This window comes from Halomonas sp. 141, assembly GCF_002810305.1.
Classification (GTDB): domain Bacteria; phylum Pseudomonadota; class Gammaproteobacteria; order Pseudomonadales; family Halomonadaceae; genus Vreelandella; species Vreelandella stevensii.
Window position 1 is genome coordinate 1 of sequence record NZ_PINZ01000025.1, and the last position, 23,493, is coordinate 23,493.

The 23,493-nt window shown below is 50.1% G+C and carries 17 protein-coding genes; 16 read left to right on the forward strand and 1 reads right to left on the reverse strand.

All coding sequences use genetic code 11. The features are described from left to right. Nucleotides 1-156 precede the first annotated feature (156 nt). The 16 genes from CWI66_RS11570 to cysQ all read left to right on the forward strand — a co-directional run bounded on the left by CWI66_RS11570 (nucleotide 157) and on the right by cysQ (nucleotide 21,551). A complete protein-coding gene (locus tag CWI66_RS11570) occupies nucleotides 157-1,578 on the forward strand; it encodes an MBL fold metallo-hydrolase (RefSeq protein ID WP_100731742.1) in 1,422 nt (473 codons plus the stop codon). 680 nt (nucleotides 1,579-2,258) lie between these two features. Next, the gene (locus CWI66_RS11575) at nucleotides 2,259-3,071 is read left to right on the forward strand and encodes an ABC transporter ATP-binding protein (RefSeq protein WP_100731743.1); all 813 of its coding nucleotides are present in this window, start codon (nucleotides 2,259-2,261) and stop codon (nucleotides 3,069-3,071) included. 11 nt (nucleotides 3,072-3,082) lie between these two features. After that, nucleotides 3,083-6,574: a glycosyltransferase family 29 protein gene (locus CWI66_RS11580; protein ID WP_100731744.1), complete on the forward strand. Its 3,492-nt coding sequence runs from the start codon at nucleotides 3,083-3,085 to the stop codon at nucleotides 6,572-6,574. 1 nt (nucleotide 6,575) lies between these two features. Next, nucleotides 6,576-8,183: an aldolase catalytic domain-containing protein gene (locus CWI66_RS11585; RefSeq protein ID WP_100731745.1), complete on the forward strand. Its 1,608-nt coding sequence runs from the start codon at nucleotides 6,576-6,578 to the stop codon at nucleotides 8,181-8,183. A gap of 11 nt (nucleotides 8,184-8,194) precedes the next feature. Beyond that, nucleotides 8,195-8,935, forward strand: coding sequence for a 3-deoxy-manno-octulosonate cytidylyltransferase (locus CWI66_RS11590; RefSeq protein ID WP_100731746.1), 741 nt, complete (start codon nucleotides 8,195-8,197; stop codon nucleotides 8,933-8,935). Continuing rightward, nucleotides 8,932-9,588 (forward strand): HAD family hydrolase, encoded by a 657-nt coding sequence (locus CWI66_RS11595; RefSeq protein WP_100731747.1) that lies wholly within the window; start codon nucleotides 8,932-8,934, stop codon nucleotides 9,586-9,588. The genes CWI66_RS11590 and CWI66_RS11595 overlap by 4 nt, the downstream gene beginning before the upstream one ends. Before the next feature lie 144 nt (nucleotides 9,589-9,732). Further along, complete coding sequence (locus CWI66_RS18035; protein ID WP_232710876.1) at nucleotides 9,733-11,889, forward strand: tetratricopeptide repeat protein; 2,157 nt, start codon at nucleotides 9,733-9,735, stop codon at nucleotides 11,887-11,889. Nucleotide 11,890: 1 nt separating this feature from the next. Continuing rightward, entirely contained in the window at nucleotides 11,891-12,643 is a 753-nt protein-coding gene (locus CWI66_RS18040; protein ID WP_157808970.1) for an acyltransferase, read from the forward strand. A gap of 5 nt (nucleotides 12,644-12,648) precedes the next feature. Continuing rightward, complete coding sequence (kdsA, locus tag CWI66_RS11605) at nucleotides 12,649-13,491, forward strand: 3-deoxy-8-phosphooctulonate synthase (RefSeq protein ID WP_100731765.1); 843 nt, start codon at nucleotides 12,649-12,651, stop codon at nucleotides 13,489-13,491. A 10-nt stretch (nucleotides 13,492-13,501) separates the two neighbouring features. Further along, entirely contained in the window at nucleotides 13,502-14,788 is a 1,287-nt protein-coding gene (gene kdsB, locus CWI66_RS11610) for a 3-deoxy-manno-octulosonate cytidylyltransferase (protein WP_100731749.1), read from the forward strand. Between the two features lie 37 nt (nucleotides 14,789-14,825). After that, nucleotides 14,826-15,773 carry a KpsF/GutQ family sugar-phosphate isomerase gene (locus CWI66_RS11615; protein WP_100731750.1) on the forward strand — a complete coding sequence of 316 codons (948 nt, stop codon included), beginning with the start codon at nucleotides 14,826-14,828 and terminating at the stop codon, nucleotides 15,771-15,773. A gap of 71 nt (nucleotides 15,774-15,844) precedes the next feature. Next, nucleotides 15,845-16,642: a hypothetical protein gene (locus CWI66_RS11620; protein WP_157808971.1), complete on the forward strand. Its 798-nt coding sequence runs from the start codon at nucleotides 15,845-15,847 to the stop codon at nucleotides 16,640-16,642. A 19-nt stretch (nucleotides 16,643-16,661) separates the two neighbouring features. After that, nucleotides 16,662-17,153, forward strand: coding sequence for an NUDIX hydrolase (locus tag CWI66_RS11625; protein WP_100731752.1), 492 nt, complete (start codon nucleotides 16,662-16,664; stop codon nucleotides 17,151-17,153). A gap of 109 nt (nucleotides 17,154-17,262) precedes the next feature. Then, nucleotides 17,263-18,855, forward strand: coding sequence for a phosphoglucomutase (alpha-D-glucose-1,6-bisphosphate-dependent) (gene pgm / locus CWI66_RS11630; protein ID WP_100731753.1), 1,593 nt, complete (start codon nucleotides 17,263-17,265; stop codon nucleotides 18,853-18,855). Between the two features lie 1,010 nt (nucleotides 18,856-19,865). Further along, nucleotides 19,866-20,720 (forward strand): UTP--glucose-1-phosphate uridylyltransferase, encoded by an 855-nt coding sequence (locus tag CWI66_RS11635; RefSeq protein WP_100731754.1) that lies wholly within the window; start codon nucleotides 19,866-19,868, stop codon nucleotides 20,718-20,720. A gap of 69 nt (nucleotides 20,721-20,789) precedes the next feature. Beyond that, complete coding sequence (cysQ, locus tag CWI66_RS11640) at nucleotides 20,790-21,551, forward strand: 3'(2'),5'-bisphosphate nucleotidase CysQ (protein WP_100731755.1); 762 nt, start codon at nucleotides 20,790-20,792, stop codon at nucleotides 21,549-21,551. Nucleotides 21,552-22,128: 577 nt separating this feature from the next. Here cysQ and CWI66_RS11645 read toward each other — a convergent pair. Beyond that, a complete protein-coding gene (locus tag CWI66_RS11645; protein WP_039177759.1) occupies nucleotides 22,129-22,638 on the reverse strand; it encodes an REP-associated tyrosine transposase in 510 nt (169 codons plus the stop codon). Nucleotides 22,639-23,493: the final 855 nt, after the last annotated feature.

The following is a 23,493-nucleotide window of genomic DNA, read 5'->3' on the forward strand; positions in this document are numbered from 1 at the left end:
CACCTCGAATGGCGGCACCAACCCCGTAGCGCGGCGTAACGAAAGAGCGAGAGCAACGAGCGAAAGAGGCACCCGCGAAGGCGGCGCCAGCCGCCCCGATCAAGCCACTACGCTCCATACGCCTTACCGCCCAAAGCAAGCACGAAAAGGAATTCAATGCTCAACATCACCCACCACGGCGGTGCCACAGGCGTCACCGGAAGTTGCCACCAGCTCACCCTCGATAGCGAACACTCACTGCTGATCGACTGCGGGCTATTCCAAGGCGAAGACGCAAAAGAAGATGCTTTCCAGCAGCTGCAGATCGAATTCGATATCAGCACCGTCAAGGCACTGGTCATCACCCATGTGCATATCGACCATGTAGGCCGCTTGCCCTACCTACTGGCGGCAGGGTTCAAAGGGCCCATCATCTGCTCTATCCCCTCGGCCAAACTGCTGCCGCTGGTGATCGAAGACGCCCTGAAAATCGGTTTCACCCGTAACACCCAGTTGATCGAGCGCTTCCAGCAGCAGTTGGCTTCCCAGCTCATCAGTGTGCCCTATGGAAAATGGCACAGCGTGTTTGAAAAAACCGAAGAAGGCGACATCACCACCCGCGTGAAGCTCAAGCGGGCAGGGCACATACTGGGCTCCAGCTACGTGGAAGTGGCTCACCAGCACCCCAGCGGCGAAAAGGAACGGGTCGTCTTCAGTGGCGACCTGGGCGCTCCCTACGCACCGCTACTGCCCGCCCCGCAATCGCCCTATGGCTGTGAACAATTAGTACTCGAAAGTACCTACGGCGACCGCCAACATCCCGACCGCCGCCAGCGCCGCGCCACGCTGAAACAGGCCATCGAGCAAGCGCTCACCAACGGCGGTACCGTGATGGTGCCCGCCTTCAGCATTGGCCGTACTCAGGAGCTGCTCTACGAACTGGAAGGCATCATTCACGAAGCCGAACGCAACGCCAAACGCGGGCTGCCCAGAAGTCTATGGCAAACGCTGGAAATCATCGTTGATTCACCGCTGGCCGCCCGCTTCACCAGCGTTTATCGAGAGCTGAAACCCTATTGGGATAATGAAGCCCAGCGCCGCCTGCGCAGTGGCCGCCACCCGCTCAACTTCGCCAACCTCTACACCGTAGACAGCCACGAAGCCCATGAGCAAACGGTCAGCTACCTGGCCAACACCGGCCGCCCAGCGGTGGTCATCGCCGCCAGCGGCATGTGCGCAGGCGGGCGCATCATGAACTACCTCAAAGCCATGCTAGGCGATGAACGCCACCAGGTACTATTCGTCGGCTACCAGGGCGCAGGCACCCCAGGCCGCGCCATAAAGCAATACGCCCCCCGTGGCGGCTGGGTCGAGATCGACGGCCAGCGATACGATATCAAAGCAGGCGTGACCTCCATCAGCGGCTACTCCGCCCACGCCGACCAGAAAGACCTGCTCAACTTCGTCAAACGCATGCGCCGCTGGCCACACACCATCCACCTGGTGCACGGCGAACAAACCGCCCGCAGCGTGCTCAAAGGTGAGCTGGAAGCGATGTACGCTCGGAAAGGGAAAGAAGTGAAGGTTCATAATGGCTAATCAACAGGCCAAGTATGTTACGGAGATCGATCAGCTGCACATTTTGAGACAATGCAATGGATAGAGTGTATGCATTTCCAAAAGAAACCAAACTCAGCTATTGGAGGAGCGTTTCTCTGATGAAATCAAAAATATCTTCGGAATACACATCTCAGCCCTCACCGCCAACGAATCAAGTTATCTCGTCGGCTTCAGAACCGCTGACGAGATCCGAAATCGATGCATTAAGGCAGAAAAAGAGACAGTTAAGCGCTTATTATCAAAAAATTATCCATATGCGGCTGGCAGCTAAGTAATGACTAACGGCTCATAATTTCCCGATGCCTGTTACCTATATGGAACCACTGCCCCGTAGCGCGGCATAACGATCATCGCGGCAACACCTCGAATGGCGGCAATCACCCCGTAGCGCGGCGTAACGAAAGAGCGAGGTCACGAGCGAAAGAGGCACCCGCGTTGGCGGCGCCAGCCGCCCCGATTGAGCCACGGTGATCGAGCAAAGCTCATTGGCCTCATCGGCACCCCTAACGGGCTGCTTCGCGGGTGCCCCCCGGTTACACCGCGCTACGAACACCGCCAACCTCGAAAGCGTGCAATTACCCGCGGCGGTGGCCCTTCACGCAACAGAATGCTGAAACGCCACCACACCGCATCGAAACACCATCGGCAACCACTACCAAATGATCGAAATCAAAAACCTCTACAAGCGTTACCACAACCACCACGGTAGCGATTGGGTGCTGAAAGATATCAACCTCATCATACCCAAAGGCGTGAGCGTGGGGTTGATTGGCCCCAACGGCGCAGGTAAATCGACCCTGTTGCGCCTGATCGCTGGTATGGATACACCTGAAAGGGGTGAAGTTATTCGTCACAGCCGCGTTTCATGGCCAGTGGGGCTATCGGGCGGCATGCAGAACAACATGACGGGGCGGCAGAACGTCAAATTCGTGGCCAGGGCGCAAGGGAGTGATGTTGCAGAGGTTCAGCGAGTCATTCGGTTCGTACAGGACTTTGCGGAGATAGGCAGTTCGTTTGATGAACCGGTACGCACATACTCATCAGGCATGCGTTCAAGGCTTTCCTTTGGTCTGTCGCTTGCCTTTGATTTCGATGTGTATATATCAGACGAAGCAACATCCGTAGGCGACTTGCGTTTCCGCAAGAAAGCCACATCAGCATTTAAAGAGAAGGTCGGTAAGGCCAGCATTATTATCGTTTCACACAGTGAAGGCATTTTGCGTGAATTATGCGATGCAGGAATATGGATAAACAATGGTGATGCTATCTGGTACGACAGCGTGGACGATGCCATCAAGGCATATCATGACAACATGGCAGAGCAAGATGGCGATAATCAAACTCAAGGAGAGAGTGGAAGTGCGAACGAGCAAGAAGTCCTAGCGGCCAAAAAACAAATGGAAGTGGCAAGAACTGAATATCAAAAGCTGCGCGACCAGTACGCAGCCCTTCGTGATTCATATTTCGATTAATAGGTGAAACAGTGAGTAAGTTGACCAAGTTTTTTAAACACCCCGTCATGTTTTTTGAAGATGCGCAGAAAAACAAAAAATTAAAAAAGGGGAAACCTAAGATTTTTGTCGTTGGATTCAGTACCTGGAAGACATATCTTCGGATGTACTTCTCGGAATATGACCTTATTTTCTTGCCAAAAGATATTAAAAAAAGTCAGTTCAATTCACAGTATCGCAAGCAAATTATTTCTCTAAAAGATTCCTGTCAGGTGTTTATCTGGGGTTTCAAAGCGCCTGAATATATTCTGGAGTTTTTAAGAGAAGAAGAAATTCCGACCAAGTTTGTTGAAGACGGCTTTGTGCGCTCTGTACAACTGGGCGCTACCAAAGCACCACCCATGTCATTGTGCCTGGACAGCAAAACACCCTATTTTGATGCTACAAGGCCTTCTGAACTAGAAGATTTACTGAATAGCTTTGACTTTACGAGCAAGCCGGAGTTGATCGCTCAGGCAAAAGAAGGGATCAAGCTGCTCTTGGAAACAGGGGTGAGCAAATACAATAATAGTGAAACAGTAAATATTGAGAAGATATACGGCCCTAAAACCCAAAACCGTATTTTGGTACTTGGTCAGGTAGAAGATGATGCGTCCATCCAATATGGTTGTGAGAAAAAGCTGACCAACAACGATGTAGTACGCTTGGCCGTTGAAGAAAACCCGGGCGCACAGATCATCTACAAGCCTCACCCTGATGTGATGAATGGGCATAGGCCGTATCAATCAAATCCGGCTGATGTTGAAAATATTGCACTAGTATTGAAAAAAGACGTGCCATTAGCGAATGCCTTCGAGACGGTCGATCATGTTTATACGATCACATCGCTGGGCGGTTTTGAAGCACTGCTGCGTGGTATTAAAGTCACTACATTAGGTTGCCCTTTTTATTCTGGTTGGGGGTTAACGGATGATAGGCAGCCTAATACGCGAAGGAGGCGTGATTTAAAATTAGAAGAAGTTTTCGCTGTTTCCTATTTTGTATATCCACAGTATTTTAATCCTGTCAATGGGAATAACTTAAGCTTTCAGAAAGTTGTAGGGTTGATATCTGACAGTAGGGAAGTAAAAAACAACCAAGAAACTTTACCGAAGGAAAAAAATATACAAGAAACTTTACCAAAGAAAAAAATTATACAAGAAACTTTACCAAAGGAAAAAAATATAGCAGCGGAGTGGAGTAAAAAGGGTTTAGATTTAAGCTTACTTGATCCAATGCAAGAAAAGCTTTATAGGGAAAAGTTAGCTCTGAGAAAAAGGGCTTTCTTTTGTCATGAAAGAGGCATGTATAAGGAAGCATTAGAGTGTTATTCAGATTTAATAGAAGAAAAGCCTTCTTCTGATCTATACTTAAAGCGAGCACAGTGTAGGCTTAAGATAGGTGATTTTGGAGACCAAACCGCTTATGACTTTAAAATGGCAATGTCGCTAGCGAATGGTCTAACACATGCTGCATATTCTTATTTCTCTTACGAATGGGAGAGACGCCCATTATCTGAATCCACTCTGTTAGAGTTCAAACGCTATTTGAAAACTTGTTCGGCTGTAGATAAAAAAAAACCACAGTATGGTAGTTTGTTATTGTTGTTTGCAGCTATGAATAATGAAGTGGGTAAAAAGGGTGAGGCTTTGTTTTGTTATAAGCAAGCGATGGCGCTTAAGGCGAATGCTAGTAAATATTTGCCATTACGTTTCGCAATGGCTAACAAAATAGATCAAGTGAATATAAGCGATAATGAATATAATTTATTTAAAGAATTGCTTTCGAATAAAAATAAATTCGAAAGTTTGGTTAAGGAAGCAAATGGTTCTGTCTGTGTTGTAGGAAATTCCCCAAACGAAATTGGAACGAAAAAAGGTGAGCTGATTGATAGCCACAAGTTGGTAATTAGATTTAACTCATACAATACGTCATATCCGTATCATTTGGATTATGGAAGTAAAACTGATATATGGGTAAGAATGCCTTTTCATCCATACGTTAAGAATGATTTAGATGAAGAACTGAAGCTGGTTGTTTTTACTGGCTCTAATCGAATGCATAGGCCATATGGTGATTGGTTTGGTATATTGGATTATGTTGCAACAGGCACGCCTGTTTCATTTTTTAATCCAAATGATTTTTATGAGCTGCAAAATATACTTGGTGGGCCACCTACTTCTGGTCTTATGATTTGCTATTCACTGTATAAATTAATAGGTCCTTTAAAACGTGATCAATGTCATGGATTCTCATTTTCTTCTGACGAGCCTGTTGCTAGTTATCATTATGCAGACAGTAATGCTACCGCTGGCGCGCGCCATCACTGGGATAAAGAAGCAAAAGTGTTTGCCAGCTTAGTTGATGATGATTATTTAAATTCTAATCCATATCTGAAAAAGTTGTCTGAGTCTAGCAAAAGCATAAAAAGCTACGATAGAGTAATAAGTTTTTCACCAGGCTTGCAAGGTTATAGAATATTTGAAAAAGAAGTTGAATATTTACCTGGAAAAGAGGTAGTACAGCACATTGCGTACCTAAATGGTATGCCCAATGGTTGTAAAAGCAATATGTTAAGCTCTATTCGTCGATCTGATAATATTTGTTTTATTGGATTTGGACGATCAGGTACGGGGATACGAGCTGAAGAAATGGCTAATATTTATGGCAAAGACTTCAGGTTAGCAGAATATGGCTTTATTTCTTCAATGCATCTTCCTAGTGAAAAGATGTTCAATTTTTCACTAGTGCTCGACAGTAAAGGTATATTTTATGATACAACTACAAGCTCTGAGATTCAGGAGTTGCTTCTAACTAACACTGATATTGCTAGTGAAGATGTTATAAATAGGTCTAGGAGGAATATTGACTTAATTGTTTCTTGCAATATAACAAAATATAATAATTCTCCTGATATCGTATTGCCTGAAAGGAATGGCTCAAACAGAATTTTGGTTATTGACCAGACCAAAAATGATAATTCAATTATTTATGGGCAATGTGAGCAATTTGAGTTTGAAGACATGGTAAGGGATGCTGTAGCTTCTGGTAGCGATGTTTACATAAAACTTCATCCTGAAACCATAGCAGGTGCAAAAGAGGGCAATATTAAAATCGTTAACAAATACTCTTCTTTGAAACAAGTTCACATTATTTCTGAACAGTGTAATATTCTATCTCTGATAAAACAGGTTGATGAAGTTTACGTAATGACTAGTGGTGTTGGCTTAGAAGCTTTGATGGCTGGAGTAGCTGTCAGATGTTATGGTGTCCCTTTCTATGCAGGTTGGGGGCTTACTCAAGATATGACCCAAGTTACAGCACCTCGAAAAAAATTGACAGTTGAGTCTTTGTTTGCTGGAGTGTTCATATATTACACTACCTATTTCCATCCTCAAACTAAGCTCGAATGTTCAATTGAAGATTGTTTGAAATGGATAGTAGAGAATAAACCCCAATTTGCTAAAGTCGTGTATGGAGCCTAGAATGTCTGACATTAAGTTTCTTGATTGTACTCTTCGTGATGGTGGCTACTATAACGCATGGGATTTTTCTGAGGATCTCATACGCGAATATTTAGATGCGATGCAATCAGCAGGTGTTGATATTGTTGAACTCGGCTTGCGTTCACTCAAGAACCATGGTTTTCAAGGTCCTTGTGCTTTTACAACTGATGAGTTTTTGAATGGTCTTATCATTCCGTCTGGACTTACTGTCGGCGTAATGGTTAACGGTAGTGAGTTGGTAGGTAAGATCCCTCAAGTTGATGTACTTGAACGTTTATTTCCTAACGATGCATCTAACTCACCAGTAGAGCTAGTTCGAATAGCTTGCCATGTACATGAATTTACTGGATCGCTGCCGGCCGTTACTTGGCTAAAGGAGCGAGGTTTTAAGGTTGGCTTCAATTTAATGCAGGTGGCAGATCGAACAGAAGATGAAGTAAAAGCACTCGCTCGTGAAGCTAAAAAATACCCATTAGATTCGCTATATTTTGCCGATAGTATGGGTAGTATGAGCCCAAATCAGGCTGCGCAAATTATACAGTGGATGCGGACCGAATGGTCTGGCCCTATGGGTATTCATACGCATGATAATTTGGGCTTGGCCCTTGCGAATACATTGCGTGCGATTGATGAGGGTGTAACGTGGGTTGATGCCACTGTAACAGGAATGGGCCGTGGACCTGGTAATGCACGGACCGAAGAACTCGCTATTGAGTTAGCCGAGCGTCGTGATAAAAAAACAAGTATGGTGCCACTTATGGCCTTGCTTCGTAAGCACTTTAAGCCTATGCAAGCACACTATGGGTGGGGCACTAATCCTTATTATTACTTAGCAGGTAAGTACGGTATTCATCCCACCTATATCCAAGAGATGCTCAGTGATGCTCGCTATAATGAAGAGGACGTTTTAGCTGTAATCGAACATTTGAAGGTAGAGGGAGGCAAGAAATTTAGTCTTAATACGCTTGATGCTGCTCGACATTTTTACCGTGGCGAAGCTAGAGGTAATTGGTCTCCTAAGAGTTTATTTAGCGGTCGAGAGGTACTTTTGTTAGGTACAGGCCCGGGTGTTGCTAATCACCGTAAAGCCCTAGAGCGCTACATTGAGCAGACTAATCCATTAGTAGTTGCATTGAACACGCAAACTGCTGTTGACGCAAAATATATTGATTTTCGCGTAGCGTGCCATCCGGTACGGTTGTTGGCTGATTGCGAGACTCACACTCGGCTGCCACAACCTTTGATTACTCCTTTTTCGATGCTGCCTGACGACGTGCAAATCGCTTTAAACAAAAAAGAAGTGCTTGATTATGGGTTAAAAGTAGAATCAGAAACTTTCACATTTGAGCCACACTCCTGTACTGTGCCAACCTCTTTGGTGGTGGCTTACGCACTAGCTGTGCTTACTAGTGGAGAAGTAAAAAAAATAATTATGGCTGGATTTGATGGTTATGGTGCCGATGACCCACGTAGTCAAGAAATGCATCAGCTTTTTGAATTGTACTTAAATAATGAAAAAGCAGTTGACCTGATATCGATAACCCCAACTCGTTATGGCCTCCATGCTGAATCTGTTTACGCACTTTAAAGGTATAGTTTATGAGAAGTGTAGTGTTAATTCCTGCTCGCTATGGTTCTAGCCGTTACCCAGGAAAGCCATTGGTTGAGTTATTAGGTAAGCCAATGGTTATTTGGGTAGCAGAGTTGTCTGCACGGGCCATTGGCCGTGAGAATGTATATGTTGCAACTGAAGATGAACGCATTGCAAATGTTGTAAAACAGGCAGGTTTTCAGTCTGTTTTAACGACAGATGATGCTTTGACAGGTACAGATAGGCTTGCTCAAGCAGCATTAAAAATTGATGCCGATATTTATATAAATGTTCAAGGCGACGAACCATTAGTAGATCCTGCGGATATACTTAAAATCCGAGATGCCAAGATTGAAAATATGCAGGATGTGGTCAATGGGTTTAGCTGGGTTTCCAGTAATGAAGATCCCCAAAGCGTTAACATACCTAAAGTTATTTCTACAGAGGACAATAGGCTTGTTTATATGTCACGTGTAGCTTTGCCAGGCTATAAAGATGAAAAGTGCGCTCCAGTGCGTTATAAAAAACAAGTCTGCATTTATGCATTTACTAAAGATGAGTTGATTTCGTTTCGTGGTTTTGGACGTAAAAGTGAGCTTGAGTATAGTGAAGATATTGAAATTTTACGCTTCCTTGAAATGAATAAAACAATACGTCTTGTGGAGACAAAACCCGGTAGCCTTGCGGTTGATATCCCTTCAGATGTGCCCAAGATAGAAGCAGCAATGCGTTCATTAGGTGTTAAATGAAAAAATCAATTGCTGACTATGAAGTAATTATCTTTGACTGTGATGGCGTTATCTTAAATTCCAACAAAGTTAAAACAGATGCCTTTTATAAAACAGCCTTGCCTTATGGCGAGGCTGCCGCAAGGAAGTTAGTTGAGCACCATGTTCAAAATGGCGGGGTCTCAAGATATAAAAAGTTTTCATTCTTTTTAGATAGTATCGTTGGCAATGCCAAAAGCGTAGCTGCTCATGAAGCCTTACTCAACTGTTACGCCACGGAAGTTTATAATGGTTTAATGGCTTGTGAAATAGCCAACGATCTTAAGCTCTTGCGTGAAAAAACATCAGCAGCAAGTTGGTTCGTCGCATCTGGTGGCGACCAAAGTGAATTACGTAAAGTATTTCAGGCTAGGAATATTTCCTACTTTTTTGATGGTGGTATTTTTGGTAGTCCAGATACTAAAGAGGCCATTTTAGATAAACAGTTAGGCGGTATCAAAAGTTCTAAGTCCGTTCTTTTTATAGGCGACAGTAAATACGACTTTATCGTAGCTAAAAAATTTGATTTAGATTTTGCGTATGTTTCTGGTTGGTCTGAGTGGAGTCAAGCTGAAGATTTTAGCACCCGCTTTGATTTTAACGTGAAGCAGCTTTCTGACTTGGTTAAAGTATAAGTTTTTATATAGCATGCTTTACTAGTTGGGATGTTGTTAAGGATCGGTAGAGATTTACCTTGTTTATTATTGCGGGCATGTTAGTGTGTCAAGCCTTGCTTATACGTATGGAACAAGAAATTTATAGTTTATAAGGGGATTGTTTTGAAAAAAATAAATAATCCTATAGAGACTTGTTTGGCTAATAATGATGAGGATGGTTTGAGGTTGTTGTATCATCGCTATTCCAGCTGTGATGATACTAAACTTCATGAGTCATTCGCAGATGCTTTTTACAGTATGCATTTGTTCAATGAGGCTTCGATTGCTTATGGTAAGCTTTTAAAACTAAATGCCTTAAAGAAAAGAACACTTTACCGAGTAGGTAATTGTTTTTTTGCTATTAATGATATTGACAGTGCGTTGAGTATCTTTGCTCGTTTGGTTGCATCTTTTCCTGCATACTTACCTGGCCATGTTAAACTTTCTAAGTGCTTTTTGAGACAAGGCGATGCTCGACAAGCCCTTAAGGCAGTAGACTGTGAGGTGACAGATGCTGTACCTGGCGCAGCTGACATTTATGCACAAAAAGCTTTTTGTTTAAAAGCTTTAAAAAAACATCATGATGCAATATTGAATTTTCGGAAGGCTTTAGCTTATAAGGGCGAAAAAAAAACCCAAAAAGCATTTTGGAGTTTTTCTATTGCTAAATGCTACAAAGAGATTGCATGTTATGATCATGCAATACTGTATTTTTATGATGCTATTAATTTAGGCGAACAAAAAGATTCACTTTATAAAGATTTGGCTTTTTTGCTTTACAAAAGATGTGATTACGAGAGGTGTATTGAAATAGCAAATATTTCATATGCGCAAGATTCCACGAATTACGAGATTTTAATTATAATGGGTGATTGCAAACGTAGGCTTGGAAAGTCAGAAGCTGTTCACTTTTATCAAGCAGCTATTCAAAAGGGATGTGCCAAAGTTCCCAGCTCCGTGTTTACGTATCTCGTTGATAATGATTTAGCTGGTGAAGCATTAGTTTCAGACCTGATAGGCCCAAATCGATTTGATATATATTTTAAAATTCTTTATATTGAGTCTTTTTTTAAAAAGCATGTTAACTCAAGTATAGATCTTGAGGCTTTGTATTTGAGACATATTTATTTAAGGACCAAAGGTGTTGAACCATTTAGCAACGTTAAGACAAATTTGCAAAAATATATTCTTGAATTTAAGTCATTAATTCGCTCTTTTCAAGCTAATGGTTTTGATTTTTGCTTCCCTATCCCATTGGCAAAAAATGATGAATTGTTAAACGGTGCTCATCGCTTAGCGGTGTCGCTATATTTTGATATTAAAAATATTAGCTTTGTATATCTGTCTAGAGACGTTGGTATAAACTGGGACTTTAATTGGTTTGTTGATAAAGGGTTTAATCGTGATGAGCTAAATGAGCTCCTTTTATGTTGGGTTCGATACAATAGGAAAGCTAGAATTGTTGTTTTATGGCCAGCGGTTGAAAAAGTGTGGTCTGAAATAATTAACGATATAAGTGAAGACGTGAATATTGTTACCTCTATAGAGCATAGCTTTTCTGATGTTGGTTTTTCTGAAATAGTTAAAGATATCTATAGTTTAGATTCTGTGGCTGAGTTTATGCCGAGTATAATTAAAAAAATTTCCTTTTTGTCCTCTTTTAATAATAAAATAAAGGTTTTGTTTGTTGAAGATACTAGTGACAAACTGTTGGCGGTCAAGGATAAGCTCAGAGATAAGTATGAGCACTTGGTTCCAAAAGATGTTTTCTCAACTATTCATGCTTCCGATAGTTTTGAAGAAACAAGTCATTTAGCCTCTATTTTTTTACACAAACAGACATTGGAGCTAATTAATTCGAGAAGCGAAGGATTAAGTTATCATTTGTGCGAGTGGATTAAAGAGGCTAAGGTTTTTTTCTCATCAATGAATGTTCCTCATGCTGAGATTTGTGCTGTCGGTGGTGCTGTTCTTAATGCTTATGGTATTCGTAATGCTGATGATTTAGATGTTTGTGTTTCAAAGAAAGTGCGAGATACTTTCTTTGAAGACGGGCCTAAGGCTATTACAAAAAATATTGATGTTGTACGAAAAGGCTATTCAAAAGATGTTGTTAATTTTATGTCAGACGATCAATTGATTTTTGACCGTTCATGTCATGTCTATATTCGTGGTTTTAAGTTTGCTAACCTTGAAGTGGTTAGAAAACGTAAAGCTTATTCTCAGCGTGAAAAGGACTTGAAGGATTTGGCTAAAATTGGTCATTCCTCATGGAGCTAAAATGGGTCTCTATGATTTTTTTATTTCTCGTTTCTTTAGTTCGAATAAGAGTTCAGTGATTGTCAGTTCTGTTGCTAGTGATAGATCGGTTAATAGGCGATCTGAAAGTGGCTTTAAAACTTTCATCGATGTAGATAATAATTATGTTAATCTCTCAGATGATCAGTGCAGAGGAAAAGTTACTGTTAAAGGTATGGGAAACTCAATTTTTATTTCTGATCACGTTAAGTTTCATGCAGATATTACTGTTCAAGGGGATAATAACGCAATTCAGGTTGATGATAATGCTGTTGTGCGTGGTCGATTGTTGGTTAAAGGGGATGGTCAAAGTGTTAAGATAGGAAAGAATACTACGTTTCAATCTGTTTACATACTTTGCCAAGAAAGTTGTAATGTTGAAATAGGTGAATGGTGCATGTTCTCACGCGATATAGAGATACGTACCACTGATGCCCACTCAGTAGTAGATGTTAAAACACGCCAACGTATTAACAAGCCCACCTCTGTAAAAATTGGTAATCATGTGTGGGTTGGCGTTGGCAGCTTAATTAGCAAAGGCTCACAAATCCCCAATGATTCCATCGTAGGTGCATATTCTTTCGTAAATAAGAAATTTACCGAGGAAAATGTGCTAATCGCAGGGACTCCTGCAAAAATTGTCAGGCATGGGGTGACCTGGAACAGGGGCCGTAAGCCCAAGTTCACCCAGGCACAGCTTGAACATTGGAAAGAACCACCATCAAAGACGGAATGATGACCATGAATTTGAACGGCTACAATATCTCTATCGCGAACGACAAGGCATTTACCCTGCTGGCGGGTATCAACGTGCTAGAGTCCCGTGACCTTGCCATGACGGCCTGTGAAAAATACGTGGAAGTCTGTGGCAAGTTGGGTATCCCTTACGTGTTCAAGGCCAGCTTTGACAAGGCCAACCGTTCTTCCATCCACTCTTACCGTGGCCCCGGCCTGGAAGAGGGCATGCGCATTTTCGAAGACGTGAAAAAAGCGTTCGGTGTGCCCGTGATTACCGATGTACACGAGCCTTGGCAAGCCGCTCCCGTGGCGGAGGTGGTCGATATCCTCCAGCTGCCCGCCTTCTTGGCTCGCCAAACGGATCTGGTCATGGCACTGGCCAAAACGGGCAAGCCTATCAACATCAAGAAACCCCAGTTCTTGAGCCCAGGGCAAATGGTCAACATCGTCGAGAAGTTCAAGGAAGCAGGCAACGACCAGTTGATGCTCTGCGACCGGGGCACCAGCTTTGGTTACGATAACCTGGTGGTGGATATGCTCGGCTTTGGGGTGATGAAAAACACCTGTGGCAACCTGCCCATCATCTTCGATGTGACCCACGCGCTGCAGCAGCGTGACCCGCTGGGTGCCGCTTCCGGTGGCCGCCGCAAGCAGGCCCTGGAACTGGCCCGTGCGGGCATGGCCGTGGGTATTGGCGGTTTGTTCCTGGAAGCCCACCCCGACCCGGCCAACGCCAAGTGCGATGGCCCCAGCGCTTTACCGCTGCATTTGCTGGAGCCGGTCCTCACCCAGATCAAGGCCATCGACGATGCCGTGAAGGCCATGCCTGCGCTGGAAATTGATTAAGGAGTCGGCTGTGTCTACCGCTAATCGTGTGGCGCTGGTCATTCCTGCGCGCTTTGGTTCTAGCCGTTTGCCGGGTAAGCCGTTGGCTGATTTGCTGGGCAAGCCCATGGTGCAATGGGTGTTCGAGAAGGCACAGCAGGTGCCTTCTGCGCATACCGTGGTCGTGGCGACGGATGACCAGCGCATTGTCGATGCCGTGAATGCTTTTGGCGGCAAGGCGGTGCTGACTTCGAAGCATCATCCTTCCGGCACCGACCGCCTGGTGGAAGTGATGGGCCAGGTAGAGGCTGATATCTACATCAACCTGCAAGGTGACGAACCGCTGGTTCGCCCGAGTGATGTAGAGCAGCTTGCCCAAGGCATGCTGGCCGACCCCACCGTGGATGTGGGTACGCTTTACCACGCCATCGAAGATGAAGAAGCCCAAAACCCCAACACCGTGAAAGTGGTGCTGGGGCAGGCGGGTAATGCGCTTTACTTCAGCCGTTCGCCCATTCCTTACCCCCGTGAGGGCGATAAGCACCCTGGCTTTAAAAAGCATGTGGGCGTGTATGCCTACCGTAAGCGCATTCTGGAGCAGTATGCCCAATTGCCTGCCTCGGCATTGGAGCAAACCGAACAGCTCGAGCAGCTTCGGTTGTTGGCAGCGGGCCTGTGCATTCGTGCCTTTGAGGTCGAACCGACGGGGCCAGGGGTGGATACCCCCGAATGCTTGGAGAAAGTGCGGGCGATCCTGGAAGGCAAGCCCTATGCACCGGTGTCGCCGCTGGCTCAGGTCAAGCTGCTGATTACCGATGTAGACGGTGTGCTGACCGATGGCGGCATTTACTACGATGCTACGGGCGAATGCTTGAAGCGCTTCCATGTGCGTGATGGTCTGGGCATGCGGTTGCTGGAAGAGTGCGGCATTCGTGTGGCCGTGCTTTCTGGCCGAGATTCGCCCACGCTGCGCAAGCGGGTAGCCGACCTGGGAATTGGCCTGCACGCCTTTGGTGTAAAGGACAAGTACGCGGCATGTTTGGCGTTGATGGAACAAGCAGGTGTGACGGCGGATCAAACGGCCTGTATCGGGGATGACTCGATCGATCTTCCTGCCTTTGCGGCGTGCGGGCTCTCTTATGCCGTAGCGGATGCACCCAGCTATGTGAAGCAGCACGCAAGCGGTGTGTTGGCCTTAGCGGGTGGCCAGGGGGCCGTGCGAGAACTGGCGGATGCCATTCTTACCGCCCATGGAAGGGCAGATGTGTTCAATTCAGCGAAGGGCTTCCATTCGGTATCCGGTGGAGCCGCCCAATGAGTGGTAGAGCAACGTGATAGAAAAGGATAGTAATCAAATGTCGAGTATCAGTGTCGGTAAAGAAGTCTTTGAAGTACAGGCTCGTGCATTGGAAGCGGCGGCTGCCCGACTCAATGGTGCTTTCGACCAAGCTGTCAATATGATCCTCGAAACGCCGGGGCGCGTCATCATCTCCGGGATGGGCAAATCGGGCATCATTGGCAACAAGATTGCGGCCACGCTGGCATCAACGGGCACGCCCAGTTTTTCCGTGCATCCTGCGGAAGCCTATCATGGCGATCTGGGCATGTTCACTGCCGACGATGTGGTGGTGTTGATCTCTTACAGTGGTGAAACGGAGGAGGTCATTCGCTTGATTCCTTCTATGCGCCATTTCGGGGTGAAAACCATCGCGATGGTCGGTAACCCGGATTCGACCCTTGGCCGCAATTGTGATCTGGTATTGGATGTGTCGGTAGAGCGCGAAGCGTGCCCCAACAATCTGGCGCCTACCACGTCTACTACCGTGACACTCGCCATGGGCGATGCCCTGGCGGTGGCGTTGATCGAACGTCGTGACTTCCAACCCCATGACTTCGCGGTCTTCCATCCGGGCGGGAGCCTGGGCAAGCGTTTGCTGACTCGCGTCAAGGACGTGATGCACACCGAGCTGCCCATTTGTGCCTCGCAGGACAACATGAAAGAAGTCATCATGACCATTACCCAGGTGGGGCTGGGCATTGCCGTGGTGGTCGATAACGGCACCATCAAAGGCGTGATTACCGATGGTGACTTGCGCCGTGCATTGTTCAACCACGATAGCTTCGATGGCATGACGGCGGCCAACGTGATGACGCAAACACCGCTGACCGTCAATGAGACGGAAATGTTCGCGGATGCCGAGAACATCATGTTGAAATCCAACATTACCTCTTTGCTTGTGGTGAACGAAGATGGTGTGTTGAGCGGCGTACTGAAATTGCAGGATGCCAACCGTCTGGGCTAGTTCTGCGATAAGTGTTACGTTTCACAAAGCCAGCCGCAGGGCTGGCTTTTTTATGGCCTGAGCAAACGTCAATGATATTAAAAGAAAAACTTTTCTTGGCAAATTGCGATTCCGTGCGCCGCTTGAGTGAACAGGAAGTGCGGGCACGTTTCATGGCGGGGGTATTGTTTGCCGATGGAGTGGTGTTGTCGCCCAATTTATTGATGGATAACCCCTCGATTATTTCGTTACTTTCTTCTGATGCTGTACAGCGTTGGTTCAAGAGTGATCGGCACAATGAAAGCAAGTTGGTGATTAGAGGGTTTAATCTGGGCAGTGAGCTTTCATTGGCGGAGTACTTTACGGCACTGGATGACAACTATGTGGTTTCTCAGTTAGGCGGCGTAGCCAAAAAAGACTTAACTTCTGAACAGTGGAATCATATGATGAAGGCCCTGAAAAAGGCCGATGAAACACTGAGCAGTTATCAGCCCGCCGTGGTGGCATTACCGAAGCAGCCCGGCGCGTTAACGGAACATATCCATTCACGTTTGAAGTCGCCTTCCGCGTTAGCGGCAGCGGAACGCCAGCGCCATGTGCATCTACATACCCTGGCATTGGCCGAGCAAGGCGGTTTGCCGCTGGGTTCGCGCTCCGATTGGTACATGGCACTGGGCACCTTGGCGGTGCCGGCTACCCAGCGCGACCAGTTTCGGCTGGAGGTGGTGGATGCCTGTTACAATGGCCTGTTCGTGGCCCCAGGCGAAGCCTTCGTGATGGACCGCATTGCCGGGCTTTCACGCTTTCCACCCTGGTTGCTGGAAAGCGGTATTGCCATCGGCAGCCGTCGTGAGACGCTGGCAGCCCTGAAAACAGGCTATGACTTGTGATGGGGGTGGAACTGAAGCGATGATCGAGTATCAGAACCCTTGGTTTCGGGTGGTGCGCAACGGCGACTTTTTCTACGTGGACGAGCCCCGCTCGGGGAATGGCGCGGCGGTATTGCCCATCGTGGGCGATGAGGTCTGGTTGCTTGAAATGTGCCGTACCGCGCAGGGCGGTCAAACGACCTGGGAAATCCCCCGTGGTTATGGTGAAGTTAATGAAACTTCGGCGGCGTGTGCGCTGCGAGAACTACGTGAAGAAACCGGGCTGGTGGCCGATGCGGCACACTTGAGCTGGTTGGGCAGAATGCGCCCTAATACGGCCATTCTTTCTTCGTGTATCGACCTTTATGTGGTGGCGTTGCCGCCCGAGGCGGTGGCGGGTAACCGCGACGATGAAGCCGAACACATCGTGAAAGTGCCGCTGGCATTATTGCCGCTACAAATGGCGCAGGGCAAACTGGAAGACGGTTTTACCCTGGCGGCCTTGAGTTATTATTGGGCTACGCTGCGTTAAGTGTGGGTTAGTCCTGAATTGTTTTTATTCATGAGTCATGTCGTCATGTTGAAAGGTGCGCGTTGGATAACGCACAACAGGAGTGGCGATTCACGCAAGGGAGAAGCAGATGGACGCCATTATCCAGGCATTTCATGAGCAAACGCCGAATGCCAGTGTCGTGAAGGAACGCATCGCCTTTGGCACGTCAGGCCACCGTGGCCGCGCTACCGAGCGCACGTTCAACGAAGCGCACATTATTGCCATCACCCAGGCGGTAGTGGATTACCGCCAAGAAGAAGACTACCAAGGCCCGCTGTTTCTAGGCTTGGATACCCATGCGCTTTCACGCCCCGCCTGGGAGTGTGCGCTGCGTGTGCTGGTGGCCAACCAGGTGCCGGTGTTGGTTGAGAAGGGGCATGGTTATACGGCAACCCCGCTGGTCAGCCAGGCCATCATCCATTACAACACTCAGCACCCGCTGGGTGACCCGGCTGCCAAGGCCGATGGTTTGATCATCACGCCTTCGCACAATCCGCCGGAAGATGGCGGCATCAAGTACAACCTGTACCACGGTGGTCCCGCCGATACCGAAGCGACCCGCTGGATCGAACTGCGCGCCAATGCCTACCTGCTGCGCCAGTTGAGCGATATTACGCTGGTGTCGTTGGAAGAGGCGCTGGCCCAGGTGCAGGAGTACGATTTCACTGCTCATTACGTGGCCCAGCTGGGCCGCGTGGTGGACATGGATGCCATCCAGAAGGCCAACCTGACCCTGGGGGCCGACCCCATGGGCGGTACGGCGCTGCCGGTGTGGCAGGCGGTGGCCGAACATTACGGGCTGAATCTGGAGGTGGTGAATACCACCATTGATAGCCGGTTTGCGTTCATGCCGCCGGACCACGACGGCAAGATTCGCATGGACTGCTCCAGCGCGGCGGCCATGGCCAACCTGCTCGACATCAAGGATCGCTTCGATCTCGCCTTCGGCAACGACCCGGATGCCGACCGCCACGGTATCGTGGATGCCAATGGGTTGATGAATCCCAACCACTTCCTGGCGGTGTGTGTGGATTATTTGATGAGCCACCGCCCCGAGTGGAGCCAGGAGCTGCGCATTGGCAAGACGCTGGTGTCGTCTTCCATGATCGACCGGGTGGTGGCTTCCCATGAGCGGGAGCTGCACGAGGTGCCGGTGGGCTTCAAATGGTTCGTGGATGGCCTCTCCGATGGTTGGTTGGCCTTTGGTGGCGAAGAGAGCGCCGGGGCCAGCCTGCTGACTCGCGACGGCAAGGCGTGGTCTACCGACAAGGACGGCATTGCCCTGTGCCTGCTGGCCGCCGAGATTCTGGCCGTGACCGGCAAAACGCCCAGCGAGTATTACCAGACGCTGACCCAGCGCTTTGGCGAGCCTTGCTACAAGCGTGTGGACACGCCGTGCAGCGTGGAAGAGAAGGACGCCTTCAAGCAGCTCACCGCCGCCAGCGTTACCGACACCACCCTGGTGGGCGACCCCATCACCGCTGTACTGGTCAAGGCCCCTGGTAACCAGGCTGCCATTGGCGGCTTGAAAGTCACCACCGACAACGGCTGGTTCGCCGCCCGCCCCAGCGGCACGGAATCGCTCTACAAAATCTACGCCGAAAGCTTCAAAGGCCCCCAACACCTGGACGAACTGATCGACAGCGCCAAGCAGTTACTTTCGGGCGTGCTGAAAGGTTAAGCCTTTGTTATAAGCATGATGGTCGCAAACCAAAACCACCCTTGATGGGTGGTTTTTTTTGGCTGGTTGCCAGGTTTGTGGGGGCGCGGTTGATTGTGGTGGCGTGATCGGGGCGGCTGCCCATGCGTATCGTTGGCGATGTACCCGTAGCGCGGTGTAAGCGGAGCGCACCCGCGAAGCAACGCGGTGAGCGTTGCTGATGGGGCCATATGGGTGGGCGTTGGCGCGATGGCGCGGTGGGTGAGGGTGGCGTGATCGGGGCGGCTGGGCGCCGCCTTCGCGGGTGCCTCTTTCGCTCGTTTCACTCGCTCTTTCGTTACGCCGCGCTACGGGTATGTGCAATTGCCCAGTGTTGGTAGGTTTTACGACACCTGAGGCAGGCCCCCGTAGCGCGGCGTAAGCGCAGCGCACCCGCGAAGCACTCCGCGAGGAGTGCCGATGGTGGTACCCAGTTATGATCACTCACGGCGGCATCATCCAGGCGGCTACCCGCCGCCTTCGCGGGTGCCTCATTTGCTCGTGCCTCGCAAGATTCGTTACGCCGCGCTACATGGTGCCAAAATTGAGCATCATGTGTCCCGCGTCTCCACAATATGCAAGGCAAGGCACCCGTAGCGCGGCGTAAGCGGAGCGCACCCGCGAAGCACTCCGCCAGGAGTGCCGATCTTGGCACCGAGATGTGACCATTCACGGAGGCTTGATCCATGCGGCTACTCGCCGCCTTCGCGGGTGCCTCATTTGCTCGTGCCTCGCAAGATTCGTTACGCCGCGCTACGGGGCAAGCACTTCGCTCTAATGGTTCGCGGCACTCTAGGCAGGCACCCGTAGCGCGGCGTAAGCGGAGCGCACCCGCGAAGCACTCCGTTAGGAGTGCTGATGGAGGCACCCAGGCTCGCGCCGGTAGCTGCGTTCCTGCTATATTGATCGGCATGTCTATTGCATATCGTTTAGCGTGGTTTGTTAGTTGAAAGTTCACATTGGAAAGCACGCTTAGTAAAAGGACGTTAATGATGACTCAAGTACGCAAAGCGATTATTCCGGTGGCCGGTTTCGGTACGCGCCTGCTGCCGATCAGCAAGGCGATTCCTAAAGAGATGGTGCCGGTGGTGGATCGCCCCCTTATCCAGCACGTAGTGGAAGAAGCGCTGGCAGCGGGTATCAACGAAATCATTTTGGTCACGCGTGCCGGAAAGTCGGCCATTGAAGACCACTTCGATGCCCACTTTGAACTCGAACACTCGCTGGCCAGCAAGGGTAAAAATGCGCTGCTGGAAACGCTCTCGGCCATTTCCCCTAAAAAGCTGAAAGTGACCAGCGTTCGTCAGCCCAATGCGAAAGGGCTAGGGCATGCCATTTACTGCGCTTCTCACATGTTAGACAAAGACGAGCCCTTTGCGGTGATTCTGCCGGACGTACTGGTCAAACCCCAGGTAGGCAGCAGCGCGTGTGACTTGGGCAGCATGGTGGCGCTCTGGGAAGCCAACGACGCATCGCAAATCATGGTGGAGGCCGTGCCCCAGGAAGAGGTGTACCGCTATGGCATCGTGGATTGCGACGAACCTGCTGCGGGCGAAAGCGCCAACATGCGCGGCGTGGTGGAAAAGCCCAAGCCGGAAGACGCGCCGTCGCGCCTGTCTGTCATTGGCCGCTACGTGCTGCCGTACCGCACCATGGAGCTGCTGCGCGACCAGCCGCCGGGTGCGGGTAATGAAATCCAGCTCACCGATGCCATCGACCGCTTGATGCAGGAAGGCAAGTCGGTGCAGGCGTATCGTATGCATGGCCGTACGTTCGACTGCGGGCACATCGAAGGCTGGCTGCAGGCCAATACCACGCTGGCCCGCGAAGCGGGTTACGACGTTTAACGGCCTGTTGCAGGCTACGTGTTCGAAAACCGTCCCCCGTGGGCGGTTTTTTCATGTTTGGGAGGTGCCATGCGCGAATTACTGGAACAGGTGTTGGCCATTGCCAAGGCGGCGGACAGTGCCATCATGGCGGTGTATGGCCGCGCCTTCGATGTGACGATCAAGCAGGACCACAGCCCGCTGACCGAGGCAGATCGAGCGGCGCATGACGTCATTCGGCATGGTTTGCAGGCGCTGACGCCGACGTATCCCATTTTATCCGAAGAGGATGTGGAAGGTTTTTCAGGGGTTGGCGACGATGGCCGCTACTGGCTGGTGGACCCGCTGGATGGCACCAAGGAGTTCATCAAGCGCAACGGGGAGTTCACCGTCAACATCGCGCTGATCGAAAACGGCGTACCCGTGCTGGGTGTGGTCACTGCCCCTGCCTTGGGGACGGCTTATGTGGCGGCTGAAGGCGTAGGTGCGTTTAAGGTGGAGAAAGACGGCCAACGTCATGCCATTCAAGTGGCTGGACAGCCTGCTGAAGGCTCAACTTGGCGCGTTGTAGGCAGTCGCTCTCACCCCAGCCCAGATTTAGCGGCTTGGCTGGATAAATTAGGTGAACACGAAATGCTCCCCATGGGTAGCTCACTCAAGCTTTGCCTGATTGCCGAAGGCAAAGCCGATGCGTACCCACGCTTAGGCCCCACCTGCCTTTGGGACACTGGCGCCGCTCATGCGGTCGTGCGCTATGCAGGCGGACGCGTCGAGACCTTGGAAGGCGAACCGCTCAGCTATGCCAACCCCGCTGAAAAGCTAAACCCTTACTTTGTGGTGTGGGGCCACTAAATTACCCGTGTTGATAGGTGCCACCGCACTTGAGGTGGGCACCCGTAGCGCGGCGTAAGCGGAGCGCACCCGCGAAGCACTCCACGACGAGTGCCGATGGTGGCACTGTGGTGTGATGATTTGCAGTGGCATCATCCAGGCGGCTACCCGCCGCCCTCGCGGGTGCCTCATTTGCTCGTCCCTCGCAAGATTCGTTACGCCGCGCTACGGGGTGCCCATGCCCGTGACTATTCCCCATGCCCGACGTTGGCGATGACCCCGTAGCGCGGTGTAAGCGGAGCGCACCCGCGAAGCAACGCGGTGAGCGTTGCCGATGAGGGCATATGGGTGAGCGGTGGCGCGGTTGGTTTTTGTGGCGTAATCGGGGCGGCTGGCGCCGCCTTCGCGGGTGCCTCATTCGCTCGTTGCTCTCGCTCAATCGTTACGCCGCGCTACGGGGTATCCGTGCCCATTCCCCATGCCCGTGGGCATGTCCATGTCCCCATCCCCAATGTTGGCGATGTTCCCGTAGCGCGGTGTAAGCGGAGCGCACCCGCGAAGCAACGCGGGAGCGTTGCCGATGAGGGCGCGAGGGTGTTCATTCCCAGTTCATTTGGGCGATGTCGGGTGGGGTTTGGGCGCCCCATTGGGGGTCGTACCAGCCTTTGGTGACGCATTGGTGGAAGCTGGACCATTTCCATTCGCTGGGGGCGGTGGCCCAGCCGTGTTTGACGGGGTTGTAATGGATGTAGTCCATGTGGTTTTGCCAGTCTTGCTCATCGCGGATGGCGTGTTCCCAGAAGCCGCGTTGCCATGCGTTTTGGGAGCCGGGTGGGAGGATGAAATCTTGGGAGGCGTATTTTTTGACGTCTCGCCACCGTGAGGAGTAGTCGGCGTCGCCTTCGGGCAAGGTCCAGAGGCAGTGCAGGTGATCGGGCATCAGGACGAAGGCGTCCATGGTGAAAGGGCGTTCCTCTTTCACACGACGAAAAGCCCGGCCCAGGGCGTTGATGTTGAGGTGGTCCGCCAGGAGCGGTTGGCGGCCGTAGGTTACCACGGTGAAGAAGTAGGTGCCGCCGGGGATGTGCGCGCGTCGGTAGGTGGCCAAGGGCTGCTTCCCTGCAGTGAATTTAGGGTAAGCGTACCTTGATTGAGAAGGGAGTGCATCTTTCGTGCGGGGGGTGGATACCTGTGCCCGACGTTGGCGATGACCCTGTAGCGCGGTGTAAGCGGAGCGCACCCGCGAAGCAACGCGGGAGCGTTGCCGATGAGGGCGCGATGGTTGGCGGTGGCGTGGTTGTTTATGGTGGCGTAATCAGGGCGGCTGGCGCCGCCTTCGCGGGTGCCTCTTTCGCTCGTTGCTCTCGCTCCATCGTTACGCCGCGCTACGGGTGCCACCTTCGGAATGGTTATCCTTGCCCGACGTTGGCGAGGACCCCGTAGCGCGGCGTAAGCGGAGCGCACCCGCGAAGCAACGCGTGAGCGTTGCCGGTGAGGGCGCGATGGTTGGCGGTGGCGTGGTTGTTTATGGTGGCGTAATCAGGGCGGCTGGCGCCGCCTCCGCGGGTGCCTCTTTCGCTCGTTGCTCTCGCTCCATCGTTACGCCGCGCTACGGGTGCCACCTTCGGAATGGTTATCCATGCCCGATGTTGGCGATGACCCGTAGCGCGGTGTAAGCGGAGCGCACCCGCGAAGCATCCCGTTAGGGATGCCGATGAAGCCGCCGAGATTTGATCAAGCACTGTGGCGTGATCAGGGCGGCTGGCGCCGCCTTCGCGGGTGCCTCTTTCGCTCGTTGCTCTCGCTCAATCGTTACGCCGCGCTACGGGTGCCACCTTCGGCATGATTATCCGTGCCCGACGTTGGCGATGACCTCGTAGCGCGGCGTAAGCGGAGCGCACCCGCGAAGCAACGCGTGAGCGTTGCCGGTGAGGGAGCGATGGTTGGCGGTGGCGTTTTGTCG

Bases quoted from the DNA above. Each gene is read 5' to 3' on its own strand.
- CWI66_RS11575 (WP_100731743.1), top strand. From the start codon at position 2,259: ATGATCGAAATCAAAAACCTCTACAAGCGTTACCACAACCACCACGGT.
- CWI66_RS11570 (WP_100731742.1), top strand. From the start codon at position 157: ATGCTCAACATCACCCACCACGGCGGTGCCACAGGCGTCACCGGAAGT.
- cysQ (WP_100731755.1), top strand. From the start codon at position 20,790: ATGCGCGAATTACTGGAACAGGTGTTGGCCATTGCCAAGGCGGCGGAC.
- CWI66_RS18040 (WP_157808970.1), top strand. From the start codon at position 11,891: ATGGGTCTCTATGATTTTTTTATTTCTCGTTTCTTTAGTTCGAATAAG.
- pgm (WP_100731753.1), top strand. From the start codon at position 17,263: ATGGACGCCATTATCCAGGCATTTCATGAGCAAACGCCGAATGCCAGT.
- kdsA (WP_100731765.1), top strand. From the start codon at position 12,649: ATGAATTTGAACGGCTACAATATCTCTATCGCGAACGACAAGGCATTT.
- CWI66_RS11595 (WP_100731747.1), top strand. From the start codon at position 8,932: ATGAAAAAATCAATTGCTGACTATGAAGTAATTATCTTTGACTGTGAT.
- CWI66_RS11635 (WP_100731754.1), top strand. From the start codon at position 19,866: ATGACTCAAGTACGCAAAGCGATTATTCCGGTGGCCGGTTTCGGTACG.
- CWI66_RS11620 (WP_157808971.1), top strand. From the start codon at position 15,845: ATGATATTAAAAGAAAAACTTTTCTTGGCAAATTGCGATTCCGTGCGC.
- CWI66_RS11615 (WP_100731750.1), top strand. From the start codon at position 14,826: ATGTCGAGTATCAGTGTCGGTAAAGAAGTCTTTGAAGTACAGGCTCGT.
- CWI66_RS11625 (WP_100731752.1), top strand. From the start codon at position 16,662: ATGATCGAGTATCAGAACCCTTGGTTTCGGGTGGTGCGCAACGGCGAC.
- CWI66_RS11585 (WP_100731745.1), top strand. From the start codon at position 6,576: ATGTCTGACATTAAGTTTCTTGATTGTACTCTTCGTGATGGTGGCTAC.
- CWI66_RS11590 (WP_100731746.1), top strand. From the start codon at position 8,195: ATGAGAAGTGTAGTGTTAATTCCTGCTCGCTATGGTTCTAGCCGTTAC.